Origin of the sequence: Rhizobium sp. BK312 (genome assembly GCF_014193605.1) — a bacterium.
GTDB lineage: Bacteria > Pseudomonadota > Alphaproteobacteria > Rhizobiales > Rhizobiaceae > Rhizobium.
On record NZ_JACHZP010000002.1, the window covers coordinates 189,718 to 203,471 of the forward strand.

17 protein-coding genes are annotated in these 13,754 nt (G+C 60.2%); 8 read left to right on the plus strand and 9 right to left on the minus strand.

Annotation, left to right across the window (positions count from 1 at the left end):
- Positions 1 to 152 precede the first annotated feature (152 nt).
- From FHT85_RS05565 to FHT85_RS05590, 7 genes are all read right to left on the minus strand, one after another.
- Positions 153 to 356 carry a hypothetical protein gene (locus FHT85_RS05565; protein WP_112335991.1) on the minus strand — a complete coding sequence of 68 codons (204 nt, stop codon included), beginning with the start codon at positions 354 to 356 and terminating at the stop codon, positions 153 to 155.
- Positions 357 to 399: 43 nt separating this feature from the next.
- Positions 400 to 642, minus strand: coding sequence for a 30S ribosomal protein S21 (gene rpsU / locus FHT85_RS05570; RefSeq protein WP_015343608.1), 243 nt, complete (start codon positions 640 to 642; stop codon positions 400 to 402).
- Positions 643 to 670: 28 nt separating this feature from the next.
- A complete protein-coding gene (locus FHT85_RS05575) occupies positions 671 to 952 on the minus strand; it encodes a cold-shock protein (RefSeq protein ID WP_112335990.1) in 282 nt (93 codons plus the stop codon).
- A 110-nt stretch (positions 953 to 1,062) separates the two neighbouring features.
- Positions 1,063 to 1,272 carry a cold-shock protein gene (locus FHT85_RS05580; protein ID WP_075852595.1) on the minus strand — a complete coding sequence of 70 codons (210 nt, stop codon included), beginning with the start codon at positions 1,270 to 1,272 and terminating at the stop codon, positions 1,063 to 1,065.
- A 481-nt stretch (positions 1,273 to 1,753) separates the two neighbouring features.
- A complete protein-coding gene (locus FHT85_RS30350; protein ID WP_210293601.1) occupies positions 1,754 to 1,921 on the minus strand; it encodes a hypothetical protein in 168 nt (55 codons plus the stop codon).
- Positions 1,915 to 2,172, minus strand: a complete 258-nt coding sequence (locus tag FHT85_RS30355) for a hypothetical protein (RefSeq protein WP_210293602.1) — start codon at positions 2,170 to 2,172, stop codon at positions 1,915 to 1,917. The genes FHT85_RS30350 and FHT85_RS30355 overlap by 7 nt, the downstream gene beginning before the upstream one ends.
- 84 nt (positions 2,173 to 2,256) lie before the next feature.
- Positions 2,257 to 3,195 (minus strand): AraC family transcriptional regulator, encoded by a 939-nt coding sequence (locus FHT85_RS05590; RefSeq protein WP_112410263.1) that lies wholly within the window; start codon positions 3,193 to 3,195, stop codon positions 2,257 to 2,259.
- A 192-nt stretch (positions 3,196 to 3,387) separates the two neighbouring features.
- Between FHT85_RS05590 and FHT85_RS05595 the strand changes: the two genes are divergently transcribed.
- A complete protein-coding gene (locus FHT85_RS05595; protein ID WP_112398854.1) occupies positions 3,388 to 4,236 on the plus strand; it encodes an oxidoreductase in 849 nt (282 codons plus the stop codon).
- Between the two features lie 382 nt (positions 4,237 to 4,618).
- Here FHT85_RS05595 and FHT85_RS05600 read toward each other — a convergent pair whose 3' ends face one another.
- Together FHT85_RS05600 and FHT85_RS05605 are read right to left on the minus strand one after the other, a co-directional pair.
- On the minus strand, positions 4,619 to 5,419 hold the full coding sequence (locus tag FHT85_RS05600) for a BtpA/SgcQ family protein (RefSeq protein WP_112335981.1): 801 nt from the start codon (positions 5,417 to 5,419) through the stop codon (positions 4,619 to 4,621).
- A gap of 54 nt (positions 5,420 to 5,473) precedes the next feature.
- A complete protein-coding gene (locus FHT85_RS05605) occupies positions 5,474 to 6,328 on the minus strand; it encodes a DeoR/GlpR family DNA-binding transcription regulator (RefSeq protein ID WP_112398856.1) in 855 nt (284 codons plus the stop codon).
- A 150-nt stretch (positions 6,329 to 6,478) separates the two neighbouring features.
- Here FHT85_RS05605 and FHT85_RS05610 point away from each other — a divergent pair, with 150 nt between their 5' ends.
- Genes FHT85_RS05610 through atzF form a run of 7 tightly spaced genes read left to right on the plus strand, consistent with a single transcriptional unit; the run spans position 6,479 to position 13,753 of the window.
- Complete coding sequence (locus FHT85_RS05610) at positions 6,479 to 7,294, plus strand: SDR family oxidoreductase (protein WP_112410264.1); 816 nt, start codon at positions 6,479 to 6,481, stop codon at positions 7,292 to 7,294.
- Between the two features lie 42 nt (positions 7,295 to 7,336).
- Positions 7,337 to 8,500, plus strand: coding sequence for an ABC transporter ATP-binding protein (locus FHT85_RS05615; protein ID WP_112410265.1), 1,164 nt, complete (start codon positions 7,337 to 7,339; stop codon positions 8,498 to 8,500).
- Positions 8,501 to 8,514: 14 nt separating this feature from the next.
- Positions 8,515 to 10,002, plus strand: coding sequence for an FGGY-family carbohydrate kinase (locus FHT85_RS05620; protein ID WP_112410266.1), 1,488 nt, complete (start codon positions 8,515 to 8,517; stop codon positions 10,000 to 10,002).
- The gene (locus FHT85_RS05625) at positions 9,999 to 10,610 is read left to right on the plus strand and encodes an HAD family hydrolase (RefSeq protein WP_112410267.1); all 612 of its coding nucleotides are present in this window, start codon (positions 9,999 to 10,001) and stop codon (positions 10,608 to 10,610) included. The genes FHT85_RS05620 and FHT85_RS05625 overlap by 4 nt, the downstream gene beginning before the upstream one ends.
- Positions 10,607 to 11,278, plus strand: a complete 672-nt coding sequence (locus FHT85_RS05630) for a cysteine hydrolase family protein (RefSeq protein ID WP_112410268.1) — start codon at positions 10,607 to 10,609, stop codon at positions 11,276 to 11,278. The genes FHT85_RS05625 and FHT85_RS05630 overlap by 4 nt, the downstream gene beginning before the upstream one ends.
- Complete coding sequence (locus FHT85_RS05635; RefSeq protein ID WP_112410269.1) at positions 11,271 to 11,903, plus strand: cysteine hydrolase family protein; 633 nt, start codon at positions 11,271 to 11,273, stop codon at positions 11,901 to 11,903. Before FHT85_RS05630 ends, FHT85_RS05635 begins: the two co-directional genes overlap by 8 nt.
- An 11-nt stretch (positions 11,904 to 11,914) precedes the next feature.
- On the plus strand, positions 11,915 to 13,753 hold the full coding sequence (gene atzF / locus FHT85_RS05640) for an allophanate hydrolase (protein WP_112410270.1): 1,839 nt from the start codon (positions 11,915 to 11,917) through the stop codon (positions 13,751 to 13,753).
- Position 13,754 lies beyond the last annotated feature (1 nt).

Consider the following 13,754-nt stretch of genomic DNA (forward strand, 5'->3'; position numbering starts at 1 on the left):
TGGTACGAGCGCGACGATTGACTAGACCTGATGAGGCCGGCCCAATTGTTGGGCCTCGTGCCGCCGGACGACGACATTGCCTCCTAATCCTCACATAGTGCTCCGCCGCGGGAAAGCGAGCGGTTGTCTGGCGAAGAACCGCCAGACAACCGCTATCCCTTCCTGTCTTTCTTTTTTGCTTTCGGCGCTGGCACAGGCTCCTGCGCCAAACGAAGCGCGCGAAGCCTGTCCGTCTTCTTCTGTCGAGCGGAGGCCTCATCGGCCAGGATATCCTTGGCAATCGACGTCGTCTGTTCGGACTTGGTCTGCGCTGACAGCTTTTCAGGCTTGAACAGATTGTCTTTCGTCTTTGTCATGCTTCCTCCATTTCAGCAGGCGCGTTCCAAAAGACGCTGGACGTCAGCGAGCTCGCGCCATGACTTTCTTCTTCGGCGCCGGCAGCAAGCCTTCGCGTTGTGCCTGCTTACGGGCAAGCTTCCGCGCGCGGCGGACCGCCTCGCCCTTTTCGCGAGCGCGCTTTTCGGACGGCTTTTCATAGGCGCTGCGGGCCTTCATTTCCCGAAATACGCCTTCGCGCTGCAATTTCTTTTTCAGAACGCGGAGCGCTTGATCGACATTGTTGTCTCTGACCAGAACCTGCAAAACTTCTCCTTCTCAGCTCGCGCTGGGTTTATTTCTTGGTGCGGATTGAATTCGAGTTGATCCAGCTCGATTTCGATGTTTGCGATATTTCGGCTTGCGCCGGTGAAAGCGACGATGGTGACGCCCCGGCATCGATATCGTCCTGACGGACGCTCCGCTCGAAACTCTCACTTTGGAAGCGGACGCGATAATGGACAACGCCCTGTGACACAGGCAGCACAGACACGATGCGGCCGGCCGGCTGGGCGTTTCCGAAAATTCCAGGCTTCAGGACGATGCTGTCGCCCGGCCGGTAACGACCATTTGCCATGTCGTTCTCCGTTCGAAATGAAAAACAAAAGGCCGGGACGTATCCCGACCTTCCTCGGTCATGGTTTCAGCGCGCCAGTACATCCGTGGTCGCACAAAGCCGTGACAAACTTATGCGGCCCGAAGATTGTCAGCCGAGCTCTTGCCGGATCTGCGATCCTGCACGATGTCGTAAGTGATCTTCTGACCATCGTTGAGCGAACGCATGCCGGCGCGCTCTACCGCGGAGATATGGACGAAAACGTCCGTGCTGCCATCATCAGGCTGAATGAAGCCGAAGCCCTTGGTGGAGTTAAACCACTTTACTGTACCAGTGTTCATAACGATTTCCTTTCATAGCAATCGTTGTTTGCCCCGCGATACCTTGCGGGATTAGATCGATTATTTGAGAGGAAATCCAGCGAGGGCGCAGAGGCTCCTCGACGATGTCGCAAGCAATGGTCGATAGACCTTATATAGGTTGAATTGAAATATTGGCAACAGAGGTGGCGGAAGAGAAGATTTTCGGCAGGTCGCGATGCTTGTCGAACCGCCGCTGCCATCGGGTCGAAGTGATGCATGATTTCCCGATCATCGGCCGGCGCTGTTGATTTGCGCTGGGAACTGACTGGGATTGGCTTGTCTTCTCCGCGAAGGCTGCTTCATCGTCACTTTCAAAGGTTCTCTCGAGCCGGGGATACGGACCAACTGGATCGGAAGCCTGGAGCTCGTGGTGACTCGGCGGCCGACTCGATCACCTTGGCAACCTGCGGCTCAATCGGTCCGACGCCAATCAAGGTGACCGAGTAACGTCCCGATGTCGTTAGCCGCGTAAAGCCGTCGCGACGAGGCTCTGCATCGATTTGGTTGGACGACCGATCAGCCGACCAAGAGCGCCTCCGTCGTCGAACAACGCTCCATGCGACGCTGCGGCATCGGCATCGGCCAGAAGCGCAGCGAGATCGGCCGGCAGGCCGGCGCCCGTCAGCACATCGCGATAGGCGGCCTCGGAAAGATCGTTGTAGACGGTCGCCTTCCCGACTGCCGCGAGACCTCCGCGGCAAGCTCGGCAAGGGTAAAGGCCTGGTCGGCTGCAAGCTCATAGGTCTTCCCGGCATGCCCATCAGTCGCCAGCACCACAGCCGCGGCCTCGGCATAGTCCTGCCGCGCCGCGGACGAAAAGCGCCCATCCTTCGCAGCGCCGACGAAGGCGCCGCGCTCAAGCGCTGCCGGTAGCGCCATGAGATGGTTCTCGGCGTATCAGCCATCCAGCTGCAGAACGGGTCAATTGAAGCTTAGATCTCATCGTTGAAAGACTCCACTCGCTCAGATCTTTAACGGGCGCTCCACTGGCGCTTCCTTCACGCCAGCTTGTCGGGCAGGGTTAGACGGTCCGATGCCCTTCAGATAGGCGGCGTCCCGGACGGGTGGCCGGCCGAACAAGCGTCTGTACTCGCGCGTGAACTGCGTCTGGCTGTCATAGCCGACCTCGAAGCCGACTGTTCGGGCACTCGATCCGCCAGTCAGCAAGCGTTTGCGCGCCTCCTGAAGCCTGACATGCGTCCTATATTCAAGCGGCGTCATCAGTGTTGTCGCCTTGAAATGGCGATGAAGTGATGTCGCACTCATGCCTGCGAGGTCGGCAAGCAGGCCGATCGTCATAGGCTTATTGTAATGCTCCTTTATCCACGAGGTGACCCTCCCAATCTGGGCGATCCTCGTGTCCATTGTGGCGTAGTCTCTTAATGTTGCACCATGCTCACTCCGGAGAAGCCGGTAATAGAGTTCAGTCGTTGCTGGCTTGAGAAGTGCGGGCAGATCCTCCGGGCGGTTGAGAAACAGTATGAGGCGATGAAGTGCGCCCAGGATGTCTTCTGTCTGACGCCCTAGCGACAGACCCTCTCTGTGCGCTGCAGCAGGGCGGACCGCGACATTCGGAAGCAGTTCGGCCAGGTCCTGCCGGTTAAGTTCGAATGAGAGTGCATAATGCGGATGGTCGCTGGAAGCGGCGGTTATCCGGGCCGAAACCGGCAAATTCACTGAAGCGATGAAGTATTGCGTGTCATCAACTTCGAACGCGCGACCGCCCAGCAAAATTTCCTTTCGGCCCTGGATCACAACGCAGAGGCGGGGAGTGTAAATGCTCTCAACAGGAAGGGTCGGCGCTTCGACCCTGAAGATCGAAAGACCAGCGATTGGGGTTTTTTGTTTCGGCGCGGCAGCGTGTCGATCAATGATCGCGACAAGCTCTTCCTTGGTACTCAACCTGTTTCTCCACGATCTCCCGGCAGAGCCTCCAATATAGGCAGTGCCAGGAGATTTGGTAGGATCGTACGAAAGATTGGGTGTTTCGCCATAACGCGCCCGTTCTCCGGTTTGTATCTTTCGTCAAAGGCAACCGGTCCTGACACCGGCTCTGCAGCCATGAGCGTCAGCAAATCAGAAGGATGATCGAAAATGACGAATAAACCCGTATGGTTCATTACCGGCGCCTCGAATGGCCTCGGCTTCGAGATCGCAAAACACGTGCTCGGTCTCGGTTACCGGGTGGTCCTGACGGCAAGGAATCCCGCGCAACTGGCCGGGCTCGCCAACCAGTTCAAGGAGCAAGCGCTCGCGCTGAAAGTCGATGTCACCGATCGCTCGACGATCAGGAGCGCTGTTGCCGAAACGCTCTCGACGTTCGGTCAGATCGACGTTCTCGTCAACAATGCCGGCTACGGCTATCTCGCAGCGATCGAAGAGGGAGACGAGGAAGGTGTTCGCAGCCAGTTCGACACCAACCTCTTCGGGCTCATCGATGTTACGAAAGAAGCCCTGCCTGCCATGCGGGCGCGCAGAAGCGGTCATATTGTAAACGTCTCTTCGCTTGGCGGGCTCATGGCATTCGCAGCGACCGGTTACTACCACGCCACAAAATTTGCAGTCGAGGCCGTTTCAGAGTCTCTCGCCCAGGAGGTCGCTCCGCTCGGCATCAAGGTAACCATTGTCGAACCCGGCGCATTTCGCACCAACTGGGCTGGAAGCTCGATGGCGGAATCTCCCATCGTCATTGATGATTATGCCGAGACGGCAGGAAAGCGTCGGATATCGACGAAGGCGGTTTCCGGCAATCAGCCGGGCGATCCCGCCCGCGCCGCAGCGGCTATCCAGATGGCGGTTGAATCGAAAGCGCCTCCCCTGCGGCTCCTCTTGGGCGGCTCTGCTCTGGATCTGGCCTATAAGCGCCTTGAAACACTTCGGAAGAATTTCGACGAGTGGAGCGATGTGACCCGCAGCGCCGATTTTCCTGAGTTTCAAAGATGAGACTCGTGATCACGCGTGCTTGTATTTCGACAGGAGAAAATGACGTTCGATACCCGCTGCGGCCAGCGACCGCACGGCTGCCAGCTGGAGAGATTGTCGGCCTGTTCGCTGGAAGCGGCGATTGAGCAGGTCACGGCGAATAAGAGGCAGGCTCTGAGGGAAATCAGGATTGCGTCATGATGATAAATAGGGTCGGCCGTGGATCCGCGCGGACGGCCCTCTCAGAAACCGCCGAGCCCACGAAGAGATTGGAACTATGATGATTTTCCAAGCTTCCTCCTCGGGTACTTCCCTATGCGGACTCCGTCGCTGGTGTGGAGGCGTCCACATCGTCACTCCACTCATGACTTTATAAGATGGAGACTTTTGAGCCAGAGCGTCGTCAGCGAATAGTGCTTACGACGTCCATGAAGCGCTTGACGCGGGCGGGCTCGACCTTGTTCCAGGTATTGCCCTCATATTTGAAATGAGTGCCGATGACGACGCCGCTGGCGCAGGAGAGGATGCCGGTGACATTATCCTTGTTGACGCCCGTATTGGCGAAAACGGGAACATCCGTCACGGCTTCACAGACCTTGCGCAGGCCGGACTGGTCGACCGGCTGGCCGGTCAGCGGGCCGGATACAAGGATGGCATCGGCAAGCGAGGAAAACACGGCGCTCTTTGCGCGGAGCTCGATCGGGCGCTGGTCGAGCGAATGGGCGAATTCCGCATTGATGTTGAACAGCATCTTCATGTCGGTGCGGCCGAGCTTTGCGCGCAGCCGGGCCGGCGTCGCGCAATCCGGCGCCCAGATACCCATGTCGGAGGCGAAGACGCCGGTGAAGATCTCACGCACGAAGCTTGCGCCGGTGGCGGCACCGATGGCAACGCTGGCTGTCGGATCCCAGAGATAGTTGACGCCGAAGGGAATCTTGAGCTCCGCCTTCGCAGCCTGGACGATCGCCGTCATCGCAGCAATACCTTCCGGAGGCGCTTTCAACTCGTAAGGCCGGTCATTCTCGTTGCCAAACATGATGGCATCGACGCCGCCTTCCTGCAGCGCGCGAATATCTTCCATCACGTCGTCGATGAGCTTCGAGACGCCGCCTTTCGGATCATAATTCGGCGAACCCGGCAGGGCGCCGATATGCGCCATGGCAATGATGACCTTCTTCTTGTCACCAAAAAATTCAAAAACCATCGAAAGCTCCGAAATTGGGCGTTAGAGAAAGCGTGTTTTCACAAACCGGATGTTTCAGGAGGGCGAGCCGGCGACCATCACTTCGACCTTGGCAGCCTCAAGCGCTTCGGCCAGTTCGGGCGGCGGCGATGCATTGGTGATCAGCATGTCGAATTGTGAAAGCGGCGCGATGTGGACGAGCGACATGCAATCGAATTTCGATGCGTCGCAGAGAACGACCTTCTTTGTCGAGCGGCGGAGATAGACGCGCTTCATCTCCGTATCATCGAAGGAATAGTCATAAATACCATCCGACGTCAGTCCGGAAACGCCGACAAAGGCGATATCAAACCAAAGTGCTTCGAACTGGGAAATCGCCGTCGCATTGGAAATCGACAATTCATCGTTTCTCATGCGCCCACCCGGCAGGTAGACTTCCGCCAAGCCTTCGCCAAGCTGGGTAGCGTTGCGCACGCTGTTGGTGAAGAACTTTACATGCTGCTGGCCGGCGAGCAACCGGGCAAGCAGGAACGTTGTCGTGCCGACATCCAGCGCGATGGTGCGAAGTCCGGAAGCGACCTGTGCCGCCGCTTCCGCAATCAACCGCTTCGGCAATGCGTTCTTGGCAAGACGGGCCTGAAAGGTCGGCTCGTTGAGGCGCGAGGTGGTTGCTGAAAGGCCGGGTTCGACAATTGCGGTAAGATCGGTGCTGACTGCTCCGCCATGGGTGCGGGCAAGCCGTCCTTCCTTTTCCAGTTCGGTCAGGTCGCGCCGCACAGTCATTTCGGACACGCCGAGCTGCGCAGCAATTTCCGTGACGGATACGGCGCCCGTTTCGGCCACCGCATCTAAAATGAAGGCGCGGCGCGTGCGCGCAAGAACTTTCGTCCTTTCGATTGTCTGCGTTTCAGCGTCATGGCCTGCGATCATTGGTCTGTCTTTCATTTAGAAAAGGCGGCTGGGTGATTGCGGCCGCATACACCCGAAGTCCAGTCCTCCCATTACATGATCAGTGCTTAACTCAGAAAGCGAACAAATTCAAACATAAATTTCGATTGATTTGTACGTTTTTGTTGCTATATGATCGACGTGTTCTTTTGGTCGGAGACATGGTTCGTGGGACATCCGAAATTTGCGGAACTCGAGGGTTTAAAGGCCATCGTCACCGGCGGGGGCAGTGGAATAGGCCGCGCAATCGCGCGGGCGCTGGCAAAACAAGGCGTCAAGGTCACCATTTGCGACATCAATCTGGACGCGGCGAACACAGTCGCACAGTCGATTTCCGGCCACGCTCTGGAGATCGATGTTCGCTCACGTTCCTCCGTGGAAAAGACATTCGAACAAGCAGCCGATATCATGGGCGGCTACGATATACTGATTGCCAATGCCGGTGTCTCCACCATGCAGCATGCGCTGGAGATCACCGACGAGGAGTGGGATTTCAACTTTGACGTCAATACCCGCGGCATCTTTCTGACGAACCAGATCGCTGCGCGCCGCTTCGTGGCGCAGGGCCAGGGGGTGATTGTCAACACGGCCTCGCTTGCCGCAAAGGTCGGCGCGCCGCTGCTGGCGCATTACTCTGCCAGCAAGTTCGCCGTTCTCGGCTGGACACAGGCGCTTGCCCGCGAATTGGCCTCGAAAGGCATCCGCGTCAATGCCGTCTGCCCGGGTTTCGTCAAGACCGGCATGCAGGAGCGCGAGATCGATTGGGAAGCCAAACTGCGCAGCGTCAGTCCTGAACGTGTCGTTGAAGACTACATCGCCCAGACGCCGCTCGGACGACTGGAGACGCCCGAGGACGTCGCCGATGTCGTCGTTTTCCTCTGCTCGGATTCCGCCCGTTTCATGACCGGCCAGGGCGTCAATGTCACTGGCGGCGTTTATATGACCTGACGGGCAAGCCGGCCGCCCAAGCCGCATCATATCGGAGAGATCATGGCATCCATCGTCTTTGAGGGAGTGGAAAAACGTTATCCGGACGGATATGCGGCAATCCAGCACCTCGATCTCACCATCGAGGATGGTGAGTTTCTGGTTCTAGTCGGCCCGAGCGGCTGCGGTAAGTCGACCGCTCTCCGAATGATTGCGGGTCTGGAGGATATCACCGGCGGTCGCCTGTTGGTTGGCGATACCGTTGCCAACGGCCTTGCACCCCGCGATCGCGATATCGCGATGGTCTTCCAGTCCTACGCGCTTTATCCGCATATGACGGTCGCCGAGAATATCGGCTTCGGCTTGTCCGTGCGCGGCGTCGACAAGACGGAGATCGACCGCAAGGTCAGGGACACGGCCAAGCTTCTCGAACTCGATGCCTATCTCGGCCGCAAGCCAGGGCAGCTTTCAGGCGGTCAGCGACAGCGCGTGGCGATGGGCCGGGCGCTGGTGCGCGCGCCCAAGGCGTTTCTGATGGACGAACCTTTGAGCAATCTCGACGCACGGCTGCGAGGCCAGATGCGGGCCGAAATCGCCCGGCTGCAGAAGTTGAGCGGTATTACCACCGTCTATGTCACGCATGACCAGATCGAGGCCATGACCATGGGTGATCGCGTCGCCGTGATGCGCGCTGGCGCTTTGCAGCAGCTCGGCACGCCGCGCGCGCTTTACGACACGCCCGCCAATCTCTTCGTTGCCGGCTTCATCGGCACGCCGTCGATGAACTTCCTGAAAGCGACGCTGGTGGTCGGCGAGGGCAGTCTGGCTGCTGCCGCTGGCGGGTTCACCCTGCCGGTACCCGAGCCCGTCGTTGTCACGCGTCCGGCGCTTGCGCGTCATGTTGGCAAGGAGATCATTGTCGGCGTGCGTGCCGAAGCGTTGAGCGCCACAGACGCCGTTGATCCCGGTTTCGGGCGAATTGAAGGAACGATCGCCTTCATTGAGGATTTCGGTGCCACGAAACTCGTCCATCTCGATATTGGCGGGGCTGGCAAGCTGGAGGAGGTGACGGCGGAAGCCGACGAGGTTTCGCTTTCCGGGCCTCGATTGCGTGTCTCTGTTCCGGCCACGTATGCGCTTCGCCTCGGCGAGACGCTATCCCTGTCGGTCAATCCCGCAGAACTGCATTTCTTCGACGCCGAGACCGAAAACGCGATCCGCGACTGAAAGGTTCTTCCGCCATGCCAGTGTTCATCGGCATCGATATTGGCACGACCTCGACGATCGCGGTAGCGATGTCGGAGGCCGGCGAGCCCCTGGCCTCGGCCTCGCGCCCCTCGCGCTTGTCCTCGCCGCATCCCGGCTTTGCCGAGGCCGATCCCGGGCAATGGTGGGCGAACACGCAGGTCGTGGTGCGGGAGATGATCACCCACTTGCCTGAGGGATGCGAACTTGCCGGTGTCTGCGTCACCGGAATGCTGCCGGCTGTGGTGCTGCTCGATCGCGCACGCCGCGTACTGCGCCCGAGCATCCAGCAGAGTGACGCGCGTTGCGGGGCGGAAGTCGAAGCCATGAAAGCGGCGTTGGACGAGACGCGCTTCCTTAGCCGCACCGGCCAGGGCCTGACCCAACAATTAGTCGCCCCGAAACTGCAATGGCTGAGGGCGCATGAGCCGGATGTCTATGGCCGGATCGCCCATGTCCTCGGCTCCTATGATTTCATCAACATGCACCTGACCGACCGTCTGACGGTCGAGCGCAACTGGGCGCTTGAAGCGGGCTTCATCGATCTTGACGATCACCGGATTGCGGATGACCTCGTGGCGCTGTCGGGACTTCGCTCCGGCGTCCTGCCGGAGTTGGTCGCCTCGCATGAGGTCATCGGCGCGGTGACGGCGGAAGCGGCGGAACTGACCGGCCTGCCGGAAGGCCTGCCCGTCTTTGGCGGAGCCGCGGACCATATCGCCTCCGCGCTGGCGGCTGGCCTGACGCAGGCTGGCGATGTCCTCCTCAAATTTGGTGGGGCAGGCGACATCATCGCCATTGCCGGCCGGCCGGAGCCCGACCGCCGGCTTTTCCTTGATTACCATCTCGTTCCCGGCCTTTATGCGCCGAACGGCTGTATGGCTTCCTCAGGCTCGCTTCTCAGGTGGCTTGCCGCCCTCATCGGCGGCTCGGAAGGCGACGATGTTTTAAAGCAGCTCGACCAGGAAGCGGCGACCGTGCCCGCTGGCGCGGACGGCGTGCGCGCACTGCCCTATTTTCTCGGCGAGAAGACACCGATTCATGACCCGCTGGCGCGCGGTACGATCACGGGCCTCAGTCTCGGTCACACGCGCGGCCATATGTGGCGCGCGGTGCTGGAAGCGATTGCCTGCGGCTTCCGCCATCATCTCGATGTGCTTGCGGAAACCGGGCGTCCGGCAACACGGCTGATCGCCTCCGACGGGGGAAGCCGAAGCCATGTCTGGATGCAGATCGTCGCCGATGTCTGCGGTCAGCCGGTTCATGTCTTGTCCGACGCCTTCGGTTCGTCGATTGGCGCGGCCTGGGTGGCGGCGGCCGGATCAGGCGTGGCGGCGTGGGAGGATGTCGCGGCCTCCGTGCGTTTTGGCGCGGTGCTTCAGCCTTCGCCTGAAGGTGTTGCCGCCGGTGACCGGATCTATGCCGACTACCGCGATCTCTACCGGTCGCTGAAACCCTTCTTCGCGCGTGGAGACCAGCCATGATCAAGGCAATCGCCTGGGATATCGACGGGACGCTGATCGACAGCGAACCGGTTCACCACAAGGCGCTGATGGCCGTCTCGGAGCGCTATGGCGTCAACATCGCCGCCGATGATACGCGTTTCATCGGGGTGGCAATGAGTGATGTCTGGACGGTGCTCGCACCGCTCTATCCGCCCGGACTTCGCCCCGAGACCTGGAACTCCGAGATTGTCGAGGCCTATATTGAGCGGACCGCCGAGTTGCAGCCGATGGCGGGCGCGCCGGAGACGGTGCTTGTGCTTGCCGCGGCGGGGCTTGTTCAATGCGCGGTTTCCAACTCGTCTCGCCGCATTGTCGAGGCCAATCTCAAGGCCATGGGGCTCGACCGCGCGATGGCCTTTGCGATCGGGTGCGAGGATGTGATGCATGGCAAGCCTGATCCCGAGCCCTATCGGCTTGCCTGCGAGCGTCTTGGCCTTGATGCTTCGCACGTGCTGGCCGTCGAGGATAGCGTCGTGGGCGCGGCCTCGGCACAGGCGGCGGGCATGCCTGTGCTGCGCTATGGCGCGGATTTCACCGACTTCTCGGCGATCCTCGATCTCGTTGAAGAGCGTAGGCTTCGTGCATGATGAATTTCTGGCCATGCAACCCGCCTGAACGCGCCGCTACGGCGGCGCTTGTTGTGATTGACATGCAGGTCGATTTCTGTGCGCCGGGCGGGTGGGTCGATCAATTGGGCGAGGATATCAACAATACGCGCTCCGTCATTCCGGCCGTTGCGGAGGCTCTGGCAATCGCACGGGACGCGGGCCTCGCCGTCTTCCATACCCGGGAGGGCCACAAGCCGGACCTATCGGATCTCCCCGCTAACAAGCAATGGCGTACCCGCGTCCATGGGCTGGGCATCGGTGATGAAGGTGCTTCGGGGCGCATACTTGTGCGCGGCGAACCTGGCTTCGAAATCGTTCCGGAACTTGCGCCACTTGCGGACGAAACGGTGATCGACAAGCCGGGTAAGTCGAGTTTCCATGCGACCGATTTCGATGCGCAGCTGAAGGCTCAAGGCATCACCCATCTGATCGTCATCGGCGTCACCTCCGATTGCTGCGTGCAATCGACTTTCCGCGATGGATTCGAGCGCGGCTATGAATGCGTCATTCTCGAAGATTGCACGGCCGCGGTCGAAACGACCAATCACAAAGCGACGATGGATATCTTGAAAGCCTTCGGCGGGCGCTGGGGGACTGTGTCCGATCTCGTGGGCTTCCGCGCCGCTATGGAGGCGCTTCATGGCTGACAGCTTCGCCGGCATTGCCGCCACTCCCTATTCCTGGCCCTTCGATGGGCGATGGAGCGCCGCCGATAGCGCGCTTCTTATTCTAGGGTTCCAGAACGGTACGATCGCCGCACTCGGTGCGGAGCCGGAGGCCGCTGTCGCGGCAAGGTTGATCGCATGCGCCCAGGAGGCCGGCCTGCCGGTGATTGCGAGCCGGCGCGGCCGCAGCGAGGCGCTTTCCCCGGTTGCCGCCCGCCGCGCCGTCCTGGGCGATCCGATCTTTGCGCCGGGGACGCCGGAATGGCAGCTTTCAGACACGCTCGGCCTGCAGGCGGAGGCTTCGATCTTCGATCATCCGGGCGACAACGCCTTCTATTCGACCGGGCTTGATGCCTGGTTGCGACGGCGCGGCATCCGCAATCTGGTGCTAGCCGGTATTCCAACCGAGGGCCTGCTGCACGCGACCCAGCGTGCTGCCAACGACATGGGTTTCGAATGCATCGCCGTTTCCGATGCTTGCAAGGGAACGACGGATGCCCGTCATGCCGGGCAATTGCGCATAACCGTCTTCGGCAACGGGCTTTTCGGCACCGTGGCGCGCTCGGATCAACTGTTCTCGTCGCCGAGGGCGCCCATCCCGACCTGAAGAGGATCGACATGTCTGATTTTCATTGGCCGGCCGAGACCGGCAGCCTCGACTTCCATACGCTGACGGTTGCCTATGCTTCAGGTCAGCTCAAGCCTTCCACGGTCGTCAATGCGATCTATGATAGGATCGAGGCGCGGGGTGACGACCATGTTTGGATCTATCTCGTCTCCCGCGCCGATGCGCTGAGGGCCGTCGAGGAACTGGAGAATGCCGGCTATGACGGCCGTCCTCTCTGGGGCATTCCTTTTTCGATCAAGGATTGCAACGACGTTATCGGCCTGCCGACGACCAACGCGTTGAAAGAGGGGGCCTATATCGCTGAAAGCACCGGTCAGGCCGTGACGCGCCTTTTCGACAATGGTGCAATCCTGATCGGCAAGACCAATATGGACCAGTTCGGCATCGGCCTTGTCGGCATGCGCACGCCGTATGGTGCATCCTCGTCGGTGTTCAACGATGACTATATTTCCGGCGGTTCCAGTTCCGGTTCTGGCGTTTCGGTGGCGGCCGGGCTTTCCAGCTTCTCCATCGCCAACGACGCTGCCGGCTCCGGCCGCGTGCCGGCGGGTTTCAACAATATCGTCGGGATCAAGCCGACGCCGGGCATTGTCAGTAATGCCTGCGTATCGGGCGGCGGCTGCGTGAAGACGATTGAGACCGTATCCGTCTTCGCGCTGACGGTGGAGGATGGCATGGCGGTTCTGCGCATCATCACCGGCTACGATCCGACCTATCCCTTTTCCAAGCCCGAGGCCGATCATGTCGCGCTCGACATGCAGCCGGCCCCGCCGAAGTTCCGCTTCGGCGTTCCAGCCGGCGCTTCGCTTCGCTTCTTCGGCGACAGCGAGGCGGAGCGGCTGTTCCAGGAAGCCATCAAACGACTGGATGCCATGGGCGGCACGGCGGTCGAGGTCGATTTTGCCGCGTTCGAGGAAACCCAGCGCATTCTCTATGAAGGCCCATGGATTTCGGAGCGCGCGCTCAGTCTCGACAAGGTGCTGGCCCAGCATGGCGACGCGATCCATCCGGTGACAAAGAAGATTCTCGAAAACGGCGGGCAATATTCATCCCTCGATACGTTCCGCGCCATTCACCGCATCGCCGAGTTGAAGTGCGCGACACGCCCGATCTGGGACGATATCGAAGTGCTTCTGGTGCCGACGACGCCGACGATCTATCGCAAAAGCGAGATTCTCGCCGATCCGATCGCGCTCAATGCGCGGCTCGGCATCTATACCAATTTCGTCAATCTGATGGGCCTTTGCGGGATAGCCGTACCGAATGGTTTCCGCGCCGATGGGCTGCCCTCGGGTGTCACCTTCCTCGCCCCCGGCATGGCTGAAGCGAAAGCGGCGGCGATCGCGGCCGAATTCCACCGTCGCGCCGGCATCGGGCTCGGCATGAACCTCCATCCCTATCCGGCCTATAGCACACCAACGGAAATTCCGGCCGGTCACCGCGAGATTGCCGTTGTCGGCGCACATCTGTCCGGCATGCCGCTCAATCATGAACTGACGGAGCGCGGCGGCATATTCCGTGGCCAGACCCGCACGACAGGTGATTATCGGCTTTATGTGCTCACCGGCACGACACCGGCCAAGCCGGGTCTCATTCGTGATCCAAGCGCCAAGGGGCCGGGCATCGAGGTCGAGATCTGGTCACTGCCGCTTGCAGGCTTTGCCGATTTCGTCGAGCGCATTCCGCAGCCGCTGGGGATCGGTAAGGTCACGCTTGAGAACGGTCGCCAGGTATCCGGCTTTCTCTGCGAGACCGTAGCGTTGGACGGCGCGATCGACATTACGGCGCATGCCGGCTGGAAGAATTACCTGGCTTCGAAAGCGGCCTGAG

What these genes read in the sequence shown, in the direction of transcription:
- FHT85_RS05620 (WP_112410266.1), top strand. Translation starts at nt 8,515, where the DNA reads ATGCCAGTGTTCATCGGCATCGATATTGGCACGACCTCGACGATCGCG.
- FHT85_RS05580 (WP_075852595.1), bottom strand. Translation starts at nt 1,272, where the DNA reads ATGAACACTGGTACAGTAAAGTGGTTTAACTCCACCAAGGGCTTCGGC.
- FHT85_RS05575 (WP_112335990.1), bottom strand. Translation starts at nt 952, where the DNA reads ATGGCAAATGGTCGTTACCGGCCGGGCGACAGCATCGTCCTGAAGCCT.
- FHT85_RS05615 (WP_112410265.1), top strand. Translation starts at nt 7,337, where the DNA reads ATGGCATCCATCGTCTTTGAGGGAGTGGAAAAACGTTATCCGGACGGA.
- FHT85_RS05605 (WP_112398856.1), bottom strand. Translation starts at nt 6,328, where the DNA reads ATGATCGCAGGCCATGACGCTGAAACGCAGACAATCGAAAGGACGAAA.
- FHT85_RS05600 (WP_112335981.1), bottom strand. Translation starts at nt 5,419, where the DNA reads ATGGTTTTTGAATTTTTTGGTGACAAGAAGAAGGTCATCATTGCCATG.
- FHT85_RS05630 (WP_112410268.1), top strand. Translation starts at nt 10,607, where the DNA reads ATGATGAATTTCTGGCCATGCAACCCGCCTGAACGCGCCGCTACGGCG.
- FHT85_RS05595 (WP_112398854.1), top strand. Translation starts at nt 3,388, where the DNA reads ATGACGAATAAACCCGTATGGTTCATTACCGGCGCCTCGAATGGCCTC.
- atzF (WP_112410270.1), top strand. Translation starts at nt 11,915, where the DNA reads ATGTCTGATTTTCATTGGCCGGCCGAGACCGGCAGCCTCGACTTCCAT.
- FHT85_RS05625 (WP_112410267.1), top strand. Translation starts at nt 9,999, where the DNA reads ATGATCAAGGCAATCGCCTGGGATATCGACGGGACGCTGATCGACAGC.
- FHT85_RS30355 (WP_210293602.1), bottom strand. Translation starts at nt 2,172, where the DNA reads ATGGCGCTACCGGCAGCGCTTGAGCGCGGCGCCTTCGTCGGCGCTGCG.
- FHT85_RS05610 (WP_112410264.1), top strand. Translation starts at nt 6,479, where the DNA reads ATGATCGACGTGTTCTTTTGGTCGGAGACATGGTTCGTGGGACATCCG.
- FHT85_RS05565 (WP_112335991.1), bottom strand. Translation starts at nt 356, where the DNA reads ATGACAAAGACGAAAGACAATCTGTTCAAGCCTGAAAAGCTGTCAGCG.
- FHT85_RS05635 (WP_112410269.1), top strand. Translation starts at nt 11,271, where the DNA reads ATGGCTGACAGCTTCGCCGGCATTGCCGCCACTCCCTATTCCTGGCCC.